The sequence below is a fragment of the Herminiimonas contaminans genome (genome assembly GCF_015645465.1).
Taxonomy (GTDB): Bacteria; Pseudomonadota; Gammaproteobacteria; order Burkholderiales; family Burkholderiaceae_D; genus Oxalicibacterium; species Oxalicibacterium contaminans.
The window spans coordinates 112,145-127,940 of sequence record NZ_JADOEL010000005.1; the positions used below are offsets into that span (position 1 = coordinate 112,145).

Sequence of the window (15,796 nt, forward strand, 5' to 3'; positions counted from 1 at the left end):
ATGCAAACGATTCAATCCAGCCACTGCTACTGTCTGACTCATGACCGCTCCTTCGCGCTAGCAATGCTCCCGACGCACCCACCCAGGCAGGTACATATCCATTAATGGGCATAGCACTCCGAGCCGGAGTGCTATGCCCTGCCCCGCCTTAACCGCCGGCTGTAGCACTCGCCATTTTTTCCAGTGCATCATCGATGGTGAAGGAGTTCGGCTTTTGTATCGGCGGAAAATCCTTGAAGGTGGCAGCGAATTTATCCGCAATCGCGTAAGCACCGTACAGGATATAAGCGTGATACAGGAACCACTCGTAATAACTATTGGAAGTAATATCCGCCCGTTCATACGGGTCGGTACGCAGATTGAACAGCTTGGGCAAGCGTAAAGGTGTGAACGGTTCGGCCCAGATCTGCATGGTCCCCTTGCAACGCTGTTCCATGAACACGATCTTCCAGTGGTCATAGCGTATGCCCAGCACATCGCCATCATCACTGAAGTAGACAAACAGCTTACGTGGGCTTTCCTTCTCCTTGCCGGTCAGGTAAGGCAGCAAATTCATGCCATCCAGATGATTTTTGTATTTGCGCCCGCCTGCGGTCACACCTTTCTTTACTTTCTCGACGATATCCGGCTCACCGGCAATATCGAGGAAGGTAGGTAACCAGTCATGATGCTGGACGATTTCGTTGGAAACCTTGCCGGCTTCGATCTTGCCAGGCCAGCGCACGATCAGAGGGACACGGAAAGCGCCTTCCCAGTTGGAATTTTTTTCGCTGCGGAATGGCGTCATGCCACCATCCGGCCAGGAATTCATATGCGGACCGTTATCGGTTGAATACATGACGAAGGTATCTTCCGTGATACCCAGTTCATCCAGGTAGTCGAGCATCTCACCAACATTTTTATCGTGATCGATCATGGTGTCGTGATACGGCGACTGCCAGCGACCAGCCTGTCCGAGACTGGACTTCTTCGTATGCGTGAACATATGCATGTGTGTGGTATTGAGCCACACAAAGAAAGGCTTATCGTCGTCGTGTTGACGCTTGATGAAATCCTTGGCCGCGGCGACGAATTCATCGTCACAGGTTTCCATACGCTCGGTGGTCAGCGGACCGGTATCGGTGATTTTTTGCTTGCCGACCTTGCCCCAACGTGGCTGCTCGGTCGCGTCATCCTTGTCGGTAGCCCAGCTGTGGATGACCCCGCGTGGGCCAACGGTTTTGCGCAAATTCGGAAAGTCCTTTTCCGGATAGTAGTCATACATCTCGGGTTCTTCTTCTGCATTCAAGTGGTACAGATTGCCGAAGAATTCATCGAAGCCATGATTGGTAGGCAGCATATGATTCAGGTCGCCAAGGTGATTCTTGCCGAACTGGCCAGTAGCGTAGCCCTGGTTTTTCAGCAAGGCCGCGATGGTGACGGTCTTATCACTCAGACCTATCGCCGCACCCGGAATACCAACCTTGGACAGGCCAGTGCGATACACGCTTTGCCCCGTAATGAAGGAAGAACGCCCGGCAGTACAACTTTGTTCACCATAGGAATCGGTGAACATCATGCCTTCCTTCGCAAGGCGATCGATGTTCGGGGTCTGGTACCCCATCAAGCCTTTGGAATAACAGCTCAGGTTCGAGATGCCGATATCGTCACCCCAGATGACGAGGATATTTTGTTTACCACCGCTCTTCTTTGCCATGTCCATTCCTTTACGATAGTTAAAATAACGACCTGCAGCCTTAAGCATCCAAGCCGGACCAAAACCTTCGAACGTCTACTGCACACTACTTTCAAATCGCACGTATCAGCACTGCCAGGAATGCATAGCAGCCAATCAGTAAAAGGCAGATGGCGACCGCAAAAATCGGCGTCTCCACAGGTGCGCGCGCAGGTCCCGCCACTGAGGCGAAATCATGGCTCCACAAGTAATTGGCAAAAGCGCGGTACTGCCACAAAGCCACCAGCAGCGCGAGCACTCCTGCTGCGATCAGGGCCAGACCCATATAACGCGGCATCTCCGGATGACGGAATGGCACCGCACTGGTACTGATGAGATTGCTGTGAAAGAACTGCACAATGGTGAAACCGAAGCCGATCAGCGCAGTCGATGTGCGCACCCACGACATCAGGGTGCGCTCCAGGCTCATGCGCGTGCGCAACCATGAGAAATGACTCTCCGCTGTGGGCTGGACATCAAACCGTCCTTCGTGACGTTTAACGCCGAGGAAGCGATCATGCAGACGCGCAAACCAGCCGCGCTCATCTTCGACCACATTGCTACCCGCTTCGTCCTTTTCCATTTCTATCCTTTGCTATCCATGTGGGGAGCCGCGCTAAAACAGCAGGCCTGTGAGTTTGTCGACGATGGCGTCAAACGGCAGTGCCATCAGCGCGACCGGAATAAACGGCAGGAAGGCAGACACTGCCAACAGCAGCACACTCTTGGGATGTACAGGAAGCAGCCACATCGCATACACGCGATCGACCACTTGATATAAATCGGTGGCCGATGAGAAATCCGGGCGGTCCATCATGGATTCCCTGGCCATCTGCGGATCGCGCAACCATTTACGCTCAAACTCAAGACCGAAGCGATCGGCCAGGCCACCGTATTCCAGCGTGCCGCGACGCCAGGCCCGCAGCATCTGACCGAGGAATACCAGCAAGGGGAAATTGAAAAACAGGACGACGCCCAGGACAAAAAAGAGAATCAGATAGTGATAGGACGTCAGTGATGCCCCGGCATAAATGCTATTGGCAATGGCACCGGCGACCAGCGCACCCAGCGCGATGGCCAGTACTGCAAACGCCTGTGATGAATAACCGATAAAACCAAGCCCGGCCGCGCCATCCGGATGCGCCGGAGTCAAACGCAACTCCAGCCTGGACACCAGGTACAGGAAACGCCCCCACAGGCATAACCGCCATACCCAGCTCAGCAGCAAGCACAGCATGAGCGGCAAGCTGACCAGCAAGCCCCACCAACCGGCAGGAGAAAGCACTTTGCCCACAGGCGTACTGACAATGAGCCAGGCCGGAATCCCTGCAAAAGGTCGCGCTTCATACATTGTTGCGATGGCGAGGTAGGCCAGGACCACGACCGCTATCTCTACCCACAGCAAGTTGAGCAGGCGCTGGGTAGATGCCAGTATGCCCAGGAAGGCCGGACGCTCCTGCTCCGCGACGATGCCCGATTCAAGGAAATGCGATGCCAGTGCACCTATGCGTGGTATGCAGATGCGTTCGGCCAGGATGAGCAAGGGCACGACGATCAGGTAACGTGCATGGGTGCCAAAATCCGGCCAGAAGCTGCTGTTGTCATATCCGGGCAGCGCGCTCAGGAATGCCAGCGGCAACCAGCACAAGGCCATCGCCAGCAAAGCGCGTCGCCCCACATTCGGCTTACCGTCTTGCAACAGGCCGACCACACCCTGGATCTTGTATAAGGGACCGCCACTGAATGGCCTGCCAACACGCACGTCCGATTCAGCACTCCCGCCCGAACCCGGGTGCTGACCCGAGCCTGGCTGCGCTGACAGCTGTTGTTGATGTCCGCTGTCATCCATCCGCATCGCAAGCACGATCTTCATCGCCGACATCAGCCGGTGCTCAGCCTCGCCCTGCTTTACTCCTGCGCTGATGCTCAACATATGCGTCTCTCATCAATTTTTCAGGCGGATCGGATGTGCGTTACAGCCTTGCACTTATGCTGCTCATCATTACCCAGGGGGAAAAAGAAAAAAATCGTTCATTAGTGAGCAAAGCCATTGCCCTTTGGTGCATCCGGCCAGGCAACTTCAGGCAGACTGCGCTACCTGAAGTCACTCGCTGATGGCTTAAGGTGCACGCGGTGTTTCTATCGAAAGCGACTCGCCTTCTTTCACCACAGCCTCGACCTGGTCACCTTTCTTGATATTGTCCAGTGCGGTCTTGTCATCCAGATAGAAGACACGGGTCCGGCTCGTGCCCTTGAGCGTAACGCTACCTTCTTTTTTATTCACCGCGATGACGTCTGCGACCACATGTGTTTCACGCGTGGCGGCGATACCAGGCTTGTCACCTGGTTGTGCGACATACATCGTTTCCGCGACCGAACGCTGACGCAATTCCTTGCCGGCCGTTGCTTTCTGCAAACTCAGGACCACCGATTCCGCTTCGCGCAATACGACCTGGTCACCAACCTTGATTTGATTGAAATTCTTTACCTCAGGGCCAGTCGGCACCACCACTTCTTCACCAGTGCTGCGCTTGACGGTAAATTCGCGGCGTTCTGCGTTCACATTTGTAATCGTGCCGCGCACCACACGTTTGCCAGCAGCAGCGACCACGCCCTTGCCGCGTCCGACGACCAGTACTTCACCACCGGCGGGTGCAGCCGCAGGTGCTTTGACATCCTGTGCATGGGCCGGGTTAATTGATAAAGCCAGGGCGAGTAATGTGAGGCTGGTAGCTTGGATAAGCATGGCGTTTCTCCTGTGTGGTGTAAGAATCCGGGACTACTTGAAATACGGGATGAGCATTGATCATGCAGACTCATCACGCTGAATAAAATTGATCTATGGTGCGAATGGACATGCCCTTTGATGCATACCGATCAAAATGCTTCGCCGACATATAAATAGACTGCGCGATCATCTTTGGTGAAGGCAACATCCAGGCTGACATTGACCTTGTAGTCCTTGCTGGCTTGCCAGCGCAAACCGGCACCCAGTGACGGCAACATTTTTTGTTGCGGCAATTCAGCAAACGAAGGACCAATAGTGCCGATACCGCCAAAGGCCACTGCGCCCCAACGATGCGCCAGGCTCCAGCGCACTTCAGCCTGCGCGGCCAGCATGGCTTTATCGCGATACTGACCGGTGGTGTAGCCGCGCAAATCATTGCTACGGCCATACATGCACAGATCGCTGAACGGGACATTCCCGCCCACCACGCAAGTCGCTACGCGCGCGGCGATGATAGTCCCGGCGCTGTAGGGCCAATAGCGATTCCATGATGCGGAGAATTGACGGAAGCTGACATCACTGCCGAAAGCGGAAGTGAAGAAATTGAGATTGGCTTTGGCATAGGTACCAGTGGTCGGATAGAAACTATCGTCGCGCGTATCGTATTCGACGGCAGGTCCCAGTGAAGCGGTGGTGCGCCTGAGATCGGCCTCGGGTATCACTGCGCCTATGCCCGGCAATTGCGATAAATCCATCGCACTCTTGAGATGGACATTCTGGTAACGCAAACCCAGGAACCAGTGATCACCCACTTGATACAGCGCCTGCACCATACCGCCGGTACCGACCTGATTCAATGGAATCGAGACACCTCGCTCACCCGCCGCAGTCCCTATGCCGTAAAACTTCAGATCCAGATCTGCATGCCCTATGCCCGCTGTCACCCGCAAACGATTTTGCATAAAGGTCGCCGACTGCACCAGACCGACCATCGTACTGGAACCTGCCTTCATGACGGCGACGCCGCTCACCCATGGGCGTTCACTCGCATTCGGGTTGTACAGGGCCAGACCGACCAGGGTCAGGCCCGATCCCAGGGCCGGATTGGATTGCGGAATCGGCAGGACGACAAAGTTGGTTTTCTTTTCCGGGGCGCCGCCTTGTTCGCCTTTCTTTTCTTCAGAAAATTTTCCAGCCTCATTCACATTCACCGTCATTTCATGCGTTGCGCTCAGCGCATCGCTCTGTGCATGGCATACGCCTGCACTGATCGCAACGACGGACAGCGCCATGAAGAGCAGCGCTGATCGTGTCGTCGGCCTAGGTGCGATCATGGGACGGTGATTACATGAAGAGCATATTCAGGCTGACACCGATGGAATAACCCTTGGGCCGGTTCTTGGTCTCTACATCCCACACCGCACGTGCACTGAAAGAACCAGGATGACCACCGATCTTGCCGCTCCAGTTCATGATAGGTCCGAGACCAACGGCATGACCGCGGAAACCATTCAAACGATCAGCAGTAGGTCCCTTGTCGTCACCCAATTGATAAATCAGGCCGCCCACCACACCCAGGTTGGTGTCCTTGGCGACGCGTGCCGTCCACAAGGCTTCCGATATCAGCAAGGGCGCATTGCGATAATTGGTGTCCTTATTCTTGGTATAAAACTGCAGCATGCCCATGGTGGTGAACTCGCTGCCGTCCGTACCTAAACGGGTGTAAGCAATGCTGGGCATGAAGGTCCAGGTATTTTGTCCGTCATTGGCCAGTTTCTTGGAGTCATAACTTGCACTCGGCGCGTAGATGGGCAAGGACAGCGACATATGTTCGGTTTTACTGAAATGAAAACCCGCGATGATAGGTGTGACCAGGATGTCAGCGATACCGGTCGTGGAGTCGGAACTGCCGCTGGCCATGGAACCCGCCTGCAAGGAGGTCCTGACTTTGACGTATTGCAAGGGTATGCCGATGGCAGATGCAAAGTTCCAGTTGCCTGGGCCGGTATCCCAGATGCGGGTGACGTTCGCTATCGTATAAGAAGCCTTGCTATTGATACCCGCTGCGACTTCACCCGCGACCGGCACTTGTTTGGATGCACCTATATCACCATCAAAGTAAATACTCTGGACTGAAATCGCCCACCCCGGTTCCGGCGGCACGATGCCGGCATTCGAGGAAATCTGTTGCGCCGTGATAGGCCGCCCCATCGTGCCTTCCGTTGCATGTACTGCGCAAGGCAGCAGGACAGTCAGGGAACCGGCAATCATCAGGTATTTGCGCAACATGTTTGCTCTCCATGAAGGTGGCGATGTGCACACAGCATGGATAAAACGTGTTTTGTTTGCACTTGTATCTTGGTGACCGGATACATGCCCCTTGGTGCAGATCCATCAATACAAAAAAATTTTGCAGTGCCATATGCACCAACGTGCATAGACACCTGCCTCAATCGCCAATATTAAAAAAAGCCCTGGTGCTTCACGCTTTCATCACACGAAGCCGGATGCTGGCTGTATTTCCGACGGCGTGAGGCAGGACATCAAACAAACGATCACCTACAAACGAATGGCAACGATCACTAAGGCGCGTGTCACTGATATGAATACTCGGATCGCAATTTCGTTTGGAGGCTGACCCATGAGTCTTGCTTACACACCATGGAATATCGCGGTGGTGGAGGACGACAACGGCCTGCGCGCCGCCATCCTGCGCATGCTCACTGCGTGCGGCTGGAAACCCATAGGTTACGCATCTGCGGAAGGCTATCTGGAGTCAGCACCGGGCGAAGACATCGATTGCCTGGTGCTCGATCTCTATCTGCCGGGCATGTCGGGCTTTGAATTGCTCGAACAGATACGGAGCACAGGCAAGGATATCCCCATCATTTTTATTACAGCCCAGGACGATGAAAAAATACGCTTGCGCGTCCAGGGTGTAGGAAAGCTGTACTTACCCAAACCTTTTACCGGCCAGTCGCTGGCCATGAAGGTAAGGGATTGCCTGAAGCAGACTGATCTACTCTAAAAAGGAGAAACACATGAAACTGCGCGCCATCATGCTGCTGGCCCTGACTACATTATTGGGGGCATGTGCCAGCAGCCCTACTGTCAACGTCGACAGCGATCCTGCCGTCAACTTCGCGAAATACCGCAGCTATACCTGGCTGGCCCGACCACAAGTCAGCAATCCTTTGTTTCAGCAACGCATCATGAATGGTGTTGACGAGCAACTACAGGCTGCTGGCTGGCGCAAAAGTGATGCAGGTGAAGTCACCGTCGTAGCGCATGTCGCAACCGCGCAAAAACAATCGATCAGCACTTTCTATGATTCCGGCCCGTATGCTGGCTGGGGCTGGCGTGCGATGCCTGCACCGGGCATGGGTAGTGCAACCACGGTAGTCGATACTTATCAGACTGGCACGCTGGTCGTCGATCTGTTCGATACAGCGAGCAAGAAAGCCATCTGGCGTGGCACGGCAGAAGCAACCATCCCGGACAAACCAGACCAAGCCACCACCCTGCTGGACGCCTCACTGAACAAAATGTTTGCCGGCTTCCCACCTGGCAGCATCGCCAAGACCAAGTAAATATCGTTGTGCTCACTCGCCGGCAATCATCTTTAAAAAAAGATGACAATTGATAACAATTTTGCTTGCGGAGTGAGCGCTTCACATTTAACATTCCAGCAAGAAATAACAAAAATAACATGCACTTTAGTGCAGTACCCTCTGCCCTTTAGGTCAATATTCTTGCCTATAGGATCAGGCGCATGATGCTATCCCCTCTCTTAGACTTTCGATAGTTAAATGAAAGCAAAGGAAAAGTTGCCGCAAGGAAAATAAAGGAATAAAGTCATAATTTGTTAAATCAGTAGCGTTTTGTTCCACGTATTTTGTCGCGTCGACTTTTGGGAGATGTCGCATGAACGTAATAGAACTACAGAACCAAGCTGAACCTGCAGTCATCCGCATCGTCGATGACGATCCATCCTTCCGACGCGCATTGCAGCGCTTGCTCCAGACCACCGGTTATCGCGTACTCGACTACGGCTCGGTTGGTGACATGCTCTTATCCGGCATAGGCAACGAATCCGGCTGCATCATCCTTGATATCCATATGCCTGGCCCTAGCGGGCTCGACCTGCAGGAGATGCTGGCGGCCGATGCACATCCACTCCCCATCATCTTTGTCACCGGTGAAGCGACCGTGGTCGATTCCATACGGGCGATGAAAGCGGGTGCAGTAGATTTCTTCTGCAAGCCGCTGGATAGCGCTGCCCTGCTCAGCACACTGGACAAGACACTCAAAGACGCCGCGTGCAAGCGACAGAAAAGCCAAGAACTGTGCGAACTGGAAGCACGCTATGCAACATTGACCCCACGCGAGAAAGAAGTGCTGGCCATGGTGACCCGAGGTGCGCTGAACAAGCAGATCAGTGCCAAGCTCGACGTAGCCGAACGCACTGTGAAAGCACATCGCGCCAAAGTAATGGAAAAAATGGAAGTCAAAACGCTGGCCGAATTGGTCCATGTCATCGAAAAACTGCACATCGAATCCGACTCGGTATACCAAACCTCGTTTAATTCAGCGCGGTTTTCGTGACAGGCACAGCGACGCATTAAATCTGGTACACGCATACACAATGGAATCGCATACTGACGAGCAAGCGCTTGCGGATATGTATGGCCTTCATTGCTTTGCAGGCTTGCTCCTGCGCGGCAAGCGCGCATCACGTCAAAACAATATTGGTGATCAATCCTGCAGAAGTGCTGTCACCCAATGCGCAACTGATAGATCATGCGATGTACGAGGTATTCTCCGAGTCCTCACAGAAAGTCGAAATACTCTCAGAGTACCTGGTCAAGCATACCGACCCGCCCAGTGACCTGGAACTTGATGCAATTGAGCTGATTGCAAAAAAATACCATGACCGCAGTATCGATTTGATCGTTGCCCGTGGCGAACGCGCGCTGAATTTTATCGAACGTAACGGCGCAACTATCTGGCCAGGCACGCCGGCCATGTATTACTCGATATCCAGTCCGGCCATTTACTGGCGCCCCAACTCGGCTCACATCAGCGGCGTCTTCGTCGATCATGACTACGCAGCCAACCTTGCATTAATACTGCAGCTGCAACCCGACATTAAGCGCATCATTCAATTAGTCCAATCGTCACACAATGACGAGGTTCAGACGCTCCACACAAAACTCAATGCAATTGCTACGGCCAGGCGCCCCGACTTAAAAGTCGAGACCGTCGGACAGAAACCTTTGCCGGATATGTTGAAGCTGGTCTCATCCTTACCTGCAGATACTGTCTTGCTGGCCATGACCATCGCCGGGGACAGGGACGGCGTGCGTTACTCCAGCGACGAAATCCTGCGCAGCATTTCGACACAGGCCAGCGTTCCTGTATATGGCATGCGTAGCAGCTATATCGGTAATGGCGTCGTCGGTGGTCACGTCATGAATCTGAGTGAACATGGACGTGAAGCGGGATTGCTCGCGCTGCAGCTATTAAATAATCCGCATGGCGGACCGTACACGCAGATCAGCCAGAAAACCCGTTGTGTCATCGACGATCGCCAGATCCAGCGCTGGGGCTTGAATTTCAAAGACATCCCCGCTGACTGCGACCGTCCTTTCCATATCCCCACATTTTGGGAACGCAATGCGCCGCAGATCATAGCCTTTGTGTTGATGACGGCTGTCATTCTTCTGCTGGTATTCGGTTATCAATGGCAACGCCGGAAGCGATTAAAAGCCGATGAAGAGGCGAATCGCCAGCGCACCGCCCTCGCCCACGTTGCACGACTGGGAAGTGTCGGTGAACTCACCGCCTCCATCGTGCATGAAATCAACCAGCCGCTGGGCGCGATCATGGCCAATGCCGATGCCGCAACCATGATGCTCAACCAGCAGTCATACCCGGATCACGAACTACGCGCCATCCTGACCGACATCCGCGATGACAATTTGCGCGCCAGTCAGATTATCCAAAAACTGCGCGTGCTGTTAAGCAAGCGCTCGCTGGAATCCAAGCCGGTTTCATTGAATGAAGTAATCAATACTTCCCGCAGCCTGCTCGGCAACCTGGCTATCAAACATCATGTCACGCTGGTCATAGAGCTGGCACCCGACTTGCCGCAGATCATGGGCGACAGCACCCATTTGCAACAAGTGTTAATCAACCTCGCCTCCAATGCGATGGAAGCCATGGAAGCCGTCCCTCCTGCAGAGCGCACACTCTCGATCAAAACCGAGCAAAGCAATGCCAGCCACATATGCCTGATCGTGACCGACCAGGGCCCCGGCATTCCGACCAACATCATGCCGAATATTTTTGAATCCTTTTACACCACCAAGGCGGAAGGCATGGGTATGGGGCTCGCCATCGTGCAGACCATCGTTGACGTTCATTGCGGCCGGATCGAAGTCATCAATGAAGCAAAGGGTGGTGCAACCTTCATCATTACCTTGCCGATTGCGAAGAACTGCGCACGCACTTAAACCAGCTTGTCGCTGCTCTGCTTTTTGCGCAAAGTGGGCTGGGTATCCAGTTTCGGATTCAGGCGCAATGCCTGCTCAAATGCCTCATTCGCCTCCGAAAACTGTCCCAGCAATTCATATGATTGCCCGCGTATGCGATGCGCCAATCCGCCCCAATCCGCCCGGTCCTCTGCACCTTCTTGCAACGCTTCGTCTGCGGCATACAAGGCAAGAATGGCGTTATCCGGCGTCGGTGTATTTTGCAGCAGCTCGCGCGCAGCGGATATCTTCGCGACATAGTGCCCTATCCGCAACCGCGCATCCTGAAACAGCTGTTGATCGCGGAACTCACCATCGCGCGCATAAAAGAATTTTCCCAGGGATTTGTGTCCGACGCCGACCGCCTGCAATTCGCCTTGCTCATCCACATCAAAAATATAATCGTCCGGCCATCCGGTCACGGGCTGGCGCGAAAATACCAGACTGCCGTGTTTAATATCGATGACTTCAAACAGGTCTGCATCCGCATTCAAGGCATTCGCCGTTTGTACGGCCGCATATCGTCCGCAGTCCGAGATACCGATATTGAAAACATTCGCATGATAAGGTTTGCGGTAGAACTGATTGCCGCTCTGGTCAATCGCACTTATCTCCCCCTCCAGTTCCGAACCGTCTCCCGCACTGGCCACAATATAAATTCCGACATTGGAAACCGCCGCTCCCCTGGGATGGGCGAAGGAATTTAATTCGTGCATTACCAGGTCTTCCACATAGCTCACCAATATGACCTGGCCGCTGCCACTATCATTGTTATCCGCTCCCTTGCAGCCGACCAGCCAACGCATATTCGGGGAACAGTAAGCCCGACCGTAAAAAGCAGGCTGGGCGATGTGCAGCCAGCGCTCCTGCAAAACGACATTGCGTTTGCTCATGCTCGCGGACTGGCTGCTGCCCCATGCAGCGCGCAATTTGGAAATAAATCCCATTTCTTCCCCTCGTTGAACAGTTCTCTTCAATCGGTTAAACATTCGACCGTCTGAATCTGCTGTACTTTTTCAAGCCGCGGTTTGCGCCTGGGCTCATTTGGCACCTCAGGCACGATGCGGCATGTAATGAATTGCACATTGCATGCCAGCTAAAAATTCCATATCCGCGACTGAGCACCCGCCACCAGGAAGAAAAATATCCTTTAAAAATAGAAACTTAGGAGCGCCACTCGGATTCGGCTGATGCGTCAGGCACGGCGAGCGAGGAAATGGTGTTCCGCCGTTACGTTACAAGGGGAACAAATTGTTTCGAATGTGCAGGGGTCAGGCAGACACTCCGGAATAATTACGAATGTTAATTTTCCGTGAAATTTAGCCCGCTTCATACGCGGGGACTTAAGCGTGTTTTTTGCCCTAAAGGACAATCCCGCCATCACCAAGAGACAAGTGCCATTTCTGCGTGCTTGCACCAAGCTTCAAACGACACCTTGAATGCCCGCGCCATAGCCATTCAGTTGTACCTCCGGATGATTTGAGAAAAACAGCCACCACGCTGAATCTAGTCAGGATTTCTCATGAAAAAAAAGATGAGCGCAGCCATAGCCCGATGCCGCAGAAGTACGCCGACATGTGCCGCCGTACTTCTCCTGTTTCTGGTAGATGAAAGCCAGGCACAAATCACCATAGGTCCCGGTAATGTCACGACCACAACATCGGTAGCTGCGGGCACCACTACTACTGTGGTCGGCAATACCAACATCACAGTGCCAGCGGCCAACGCCATCAACGTCAACAGCGGCGGTACGCTGCTACTCGATAGCACCGCCGGGCCGACACCGGGACAGATCAACATCACCACGGGCGGAAGCGGCATTGGCCTCAACTCGACAGGCGGCAACATCCAATCAAGCGGACAACTGGTGCTGCAGTCTGCAGGCGGCCATGCGGTACTGGCGAGCGGCGCTGGCAGCAACATCACGCTCAATGGCGGTGTGAACATCGGCACTATCGGTACCGGCAGCGGTTTGATCGGATTAAGTGGTGGCCAGATAGATGCGACGAATGTAAGCATCAACAATACCGGTGCATCATCCGGTTACGGTGCAGTCGCAGAAAGCGGCAGCAGCATCCGCTTGCATGGCACGACCAATATAGCTACCACAGGCACCAGTTCCATCGTACTCGGCGCGTCCGCCAGTGGCAGCCTGCTGGATGTGACGTCGGCCGCGACCATCACAGGCGGAGCAAGATCAACCGGCATTTATATGCTCAATGGTGGGCAGGTTGGATTACGCTCCGGCTCTGTCATCAATATGCAAGGCATAGGCGCGGTTGGCATGATGGTTGATAACACGAGCAGCACACTGGGCAGCGGCATAACGATCAATCTGAACGGAGCCGGTGCCGGTAATGGCAGTACCGGTGTTGTGGTCACACGTGGTGCTAGTCTTGGCGCACAGAATCTGACGATACAGGGAGCCAATGCCACACTTGGTGTCATGGTGAATGCAGGTAGCAATCTTAGTTTGACCGGCACCAATCTGATACGCATCAGCCAGTCCCAAAATGCGGGCTGGTACACCTCATCCTCAGGCTACCTCGTGACTGCTTCAGGTGCGATGTATACCGGTTTTACATCGACTGCGACAAGCACACGTGCCGGCCTGGCGACCAGCGGCGGTACGATCTACAGTAGCGGCACCACAATAGAAGTCAGTCCTAGCAACGGTTACGGCGTATGGGCCAACGCCACTGCATCCGGCTCGGCCACCGTCACACTGGATAACAATGCCATCACGACCACAGGTAATGCCTCCTATGGTTTGAAAGCGACGACCAATGCAGCCGGTGCCAATGTAGCGCAAATTACAGCCAACAATACGCAAATACAAAGTTCCGGTGGTGGTGGTGCCATGATCATCGAATCCTTTGCCGGCGAAGCGTCCATCACACTGAACAATTCAATAGTGCGGGCAACGGGCGCGAGTACCAGCGGCCTGGTATCGAGCAATAACTCAGCTGCCAATACCAATCGTTTCAACATGTCGGGCGGCGAACTTAGCAGTGCCTCGGGTGATGCAATTGAAGCTTATGGTGGCTTATTAGTGGCGACGATAGGCGATGGCGCGCGCGTCAGCAGTCCGGCCAACCTGCTGTATGTGGCGAACGGCGCACAAGCGCAATTGACGGCGTCTGGCAATAGCGTGCTAACGGGCGATGTACGGGTCAGCGGCGTGGCAGTCAACCTGGGCACACGTATAGGTGACTGCTTCGAAGAGAGCGCCGGTCCACTCGTAGGCGGCCCCTGCGCCGTATACGCCGCACCCGCTGCCGGTGCACCGACCGCCGACCTCACACTGCTTTCCGGTACAACATGGACCGGTGCCTCCTTGGGTGCCACCAATGTGACCGTCAACAATGCGAGCTGGAACGTCACCGCGAACTCCCTGATTACACAGGCGTTGACGAATGCAGGTACGGTTGCTTTCACACCGTATGCCGGTGCATACCGCACCCTGACGACTAACAACTACATAGGCCAGGGTGGTTCGCTGGGCCTCAACACCTACCTCGCTACAGATGGCTCACCTTCCGATTTACTGGTAATCAACGGTGGTACTGCATCCGGCACCTCCAGCCTGCTTATCAACAATACCGGACCCGGCGCAGTCACCACCGGCAACGGGATACAGGTAATCAAGAACCTGGCTGGTGGTACCACGGCGACCAGCGCTTTTCATCTGGGACGCGCCGCGGTGGCAGGTCCGTATGAATATGAACTGCATCGCGGCGCACTCGATGGCAGTGATCCTGATGGCTGGTATTTACGCACCCGGCAGAATGACTGTGCGATGCCGGGTGCCCCCTGCCCTGCACCATACATCCGTCCGGAAATCTCGGTCTACACTGCGATCGCACCTAGCGCGCTGCTATACAGCAGTACCTTGCTCGATACCCTGGATGAACGCATAGGACGCAGCGAAGGCCCGTCCCCGCAAACAGGCCTGGCTGCAGGTGATGCCGACAAAAAGGATCGCAATGTGTGGGGACGCCTGCTCGGCATGCGCGGTTCACGCAACGGTGACGTGCGCGGCATCTACGGCTATGGCCCCAGCTACGACTACAGCTTCCAGGGCATACAGGTAGGTACCGATCTGTATCGCAAGCCGCGTGAAGATGGCCATAGGGACCAGGCAGGTATTTATGGTGCGATAGGCTACGCCAAAACCAATGTCATCCACTATGACCAAACCCAGGCCGGCAACAATCGCTTCACCGGCTACAGCATAGGCGGCTACTGGACACACATGAGTGCAGAAGATGCTTATGTAGATCTGATCGGGCAAGTGACCAAATACGACGTCAAGGCCAGCTCACAACGCGGCCTGCCTGACATGAAAACAAATGGCCTGGGCTGGGCGGTATCAGGAGAGATAGGCAAACCGATACGCATGGAAAAGGACTGGATCGTCGAACCGCAAGGACAACTGGTGTATCAATCATTACATCTGGACGATGCGATAGACGCTGGCTCTACCCTGCAATTCAGCAATATGGATTCGCTGCAAGGGCGCCTGGGTGTGCGCATCGCCAAAGATACCAAGGGCAAGGAAGAAGCCACCGGTGGCGGCGTACGCTTTAGTGTGTGGCGTGAATTCAGGGGCAATCCGGTCACATCGATATCGACTGCCAGCGGCTATTTGCCGTTTCGTGCCGACATGGGCGGCAGCTGGTGGGAAATCAAGGCGGGCATGACATCCAAGCGCAGCAAGCGCACCTACCTCTACGGCAACATCGGTTATCAACAAACCTTCGACAAGGCCGCCTATGCATGGGATGCCAAAATAGGTATGCGCATGGACTGGTAGAGCAG

The 15,796-nt window shown here is 54.4% G+C and carries 12 protein-coding genes; 5 read left to right on the plus strand and 7 right to left on the minus strand.

From position 1 onward, the window contains the following. Positions 1–148: 148 nt before the first annotated feature. The 6 genes from IXC47_RS08635 to IXC47_RS08660 form a co-directional block, all read right to left on the minus strand. The gene (locus tag IXC47_RS08635; RefSeq protein WP_175626431.1) at positions 149–1,696 is read right to left on the minus strand and encodes an arylsulfatase; all 1,548 of its coding nucleotides are present in this window, start codon (positions 1,694–1,696) and stop codon (positions 149–151) included. Between the two features lie 91 nt (positions 1,697–1,787). Next, positions 1,788–2,297: a YidH family protein gene (locus IXC47_RS08640; protein WP_175626430.1), complete on the minus strand. Its 510-nt coding sequence runs from the start codon at positions 2,295–2,297 to the stop codon at positions 1,788–1,790. A gap of 33 nt (positions 2,298–2,330) precedes the next feature. Then, positions 2,331–3,647, minus strand: a complete 1,317-nt coding sequence (locus IXC47_RS08645) for a hypothetical protein (RefSeq protein ID WP_195875321.1) — start codon at positions 3,645–3,647, stop codon at positions 2,331–2,333. Positions 3,648–3,833: 186 nt separating this feature from the next. Then, the gene (locus IXC47_RS08650) at positions 3,834–4,460 is read right to left on the minus strand and encodes a hypothetical protein (protein ID WP_195875322.1); all 627 of its coding nucleotides are present in this window, start codon (positions 4,458–4,460) and stop codon (positions 3,834–3,836) included. Positions 4,461–4,591: 131 nt separating this feature from the next. After that, complete coding sequence (locus IXC47_RS08655) at positions 4,592–5,776, minus strand: BamA/TamA family outer membrane protein (protein WP_195875323.1); 1,185 nt, start codon at positions 5,774–5,776, stop codon at positions 4,592–4,594. A gap of 10 nt (positions 5,777–5,786) precedes the next feature. Then, positions 5,787–6,731 carry a SphA family protein gene (locus tag IXC47_RS08660; protein ID WP_175626426.1) on the minus strand — a complete coding sequence of 315 codons (945 nt, stop codon included), beginning with the start codon at positions 6,729–6,731 and terminating at the stop codon, positions 5,787–5,789. Positions 6,732–7,083: 352 nt separating this feature from the next. On the opposite strand from IXC47_RS08660, the gene IXC47_RS08665 reads away from it, so the two are divergent. The 4 genes from IXC47_RS08665 to IXC47_RS08680 all read left to right on the plus strand — a co-directional run bounded on the left by IXC47_RS08665 (position 7,084) and on the right by IXC47_RS08680 (position 10,957). Next, entirely contained in the window at positions 7,084–7,470 is a 387-nt protein-coding gene (locus IXC47_RS08665; RefSeq protein ID WP_175626425.1) for a response regulator transcription factor, read from the plus strand. 13 nt (positions 7,471–7,483) lie between these two features. Beyond that, positions 7,484–8,032 carry a DUF4136 domain-containing protein gene (locus IXC47_RS08670; protein ID WP_175626424.1) on the plus strand — a complete coding sequence of 183 codons (549 nt, stop codon included), beginning with the start codon at positions 7,484–7,486 and terminating at the stop codon, positions 8,030–8,032. A gap of 334 nt (positions 8,033–8,366) precedes the next feature. Further along, positions 8,367–9,047: a response regulator transcription factor gene (locus IXC47_RS08675; protein ID WP_195875324.1), complete on the plus strand. Its 681-nt coding sequence runs from the start codon at positions 8,367–8,369 to the stop codon at positions 9,045–9,047. A gap of 80 nt (positions 9,048–9,127) precedes the next feature. Further along, on the plus strand, positions 9,128–10,957 hold the full coding sequence (locus IXC47_RS08680) for a sensor histidine kinase (RefSeq protein ID WP_175626422.1): 1,830 nt from the start codon (positions 9,128–9,130) through the stop codon (positions 10,955–10,957). Here IXC47_RS08680 and IXC47_RS08685 read toward each other — a convergent pair. Beyond that, positions 10,954–11,922, minus strand: a complete 969-nt coding sequence (locus tag IXC47_RS08685; protein ID WP_195875325.1) for a tetratricopeptide repeat protein — start codon at positions 11,920–11,922, stop codon at positions 10,954–10,956. The genes IXC47_RS08680 and IXC47_RS08685 overlap by 4 nt on opposite strands. A gap of 575 nt (positions 11,923–12,497) precedes the next feature. Between IXC47_RS08685 and IXC47_RS08690 the strand changes: the two genes are divergently transcribed. Beyond that, positions 12,498–15,791 (plus strand): autotransporter outer membrane beta-barrel domain-containing protein, encoded by a 3,294-nt coding sequence (locus IXC47_RS08690; protein WP_195875326.1) that lies wholly within the window; start codon positions 12,498–12,500, stop codon positions 15,789–15,791. The last annotated feature ends 5 nt before the right edge of the window (positions 15,792–15,796 follow it).

Coding starts and splice junctions, on each gene's coding strand:
- IXC47_RS08635 (WP_175626431.1), bottom strand. CDS start 1,696: ATGGCAAAGAAGAGCGGTGGTAAACAAAATATCCTCGTCATCTGGGGT.
- IXC47_RS08640 (WP_175626430.1), bottom strand. CDS start 2,297: ATGGAAAAGGACGAAGCGGGTAGCAATGTGGTCGAAGATGAGCGCGGC.
- IXC47_RS08645 (WP_195875321.1), bottom strand. CDS start 3,647: ATGTTGAGCATCAGCGCAGGAGTAAAGCAGGGCGAGGCTGAGCACCGG.
- IXC47_RS08650 (WP_195875322.1), bottom strand. CDS start 4,460: ATGCTTATCCAAGCTACCAGCCTCACATTACTCGCCCTGGCTTTATCA.
- IXC47_RS08655 (WP_195875323.1), bottom strand. CDS start 5,776: ATGATCGCACCTAGGCCGACGACACGATCAGCGCTGCTCTTCATGGCG.
- IXC47_RS08660 (WP_175626426.1), bottom strand. CDS start 6,731: ATGTTGCGCAAATACCTGATGATTGCCGGTTCCCTGACTGTCCTGCTG.
- IXC47_RS08665 (WP_175626425.1), top strand. CDS start 7,084: ATGAGTCTTGCTTACACACCATGGAATATCGCGGTGGTGGAGGACGAC.
- IXC47_RS08670 (WP_175626424.1), top strand. CDS start 7,484: ATGAAACTGCGCGCCATCATGCTGCTGGCCCTGACTACATTATTGGGG.
- IXC47_RS08675 (WP_195875324.1), top strand. CDS start 8,367: ATGAACGTAATAGAACTACAGAACCAAGCTGAACCTGCAGTCATCCGC.
- IXC47_RS08680 (WP_175626422.1), top strand. CDS start 9,128: ATGGCCTTCATTGCTTTGCAGGCTTGCTCCTGCGCGGCAAGCGCGCAT.
- IXC47_RS08685 (WP_195875325.1), bottom strand. CDS start 11,922: ATGGGATTTATTTCCAAATTGCGCGCTGCATGGGGCAGCAGCCAGTCC.
- IXC47_RS08690 (WP_195875326.1), top strand. CDS start 12,498: ATGAAAAAAAAGATGAGCGCAGCCATAGCCCGATGCCGCAGAAGTACG.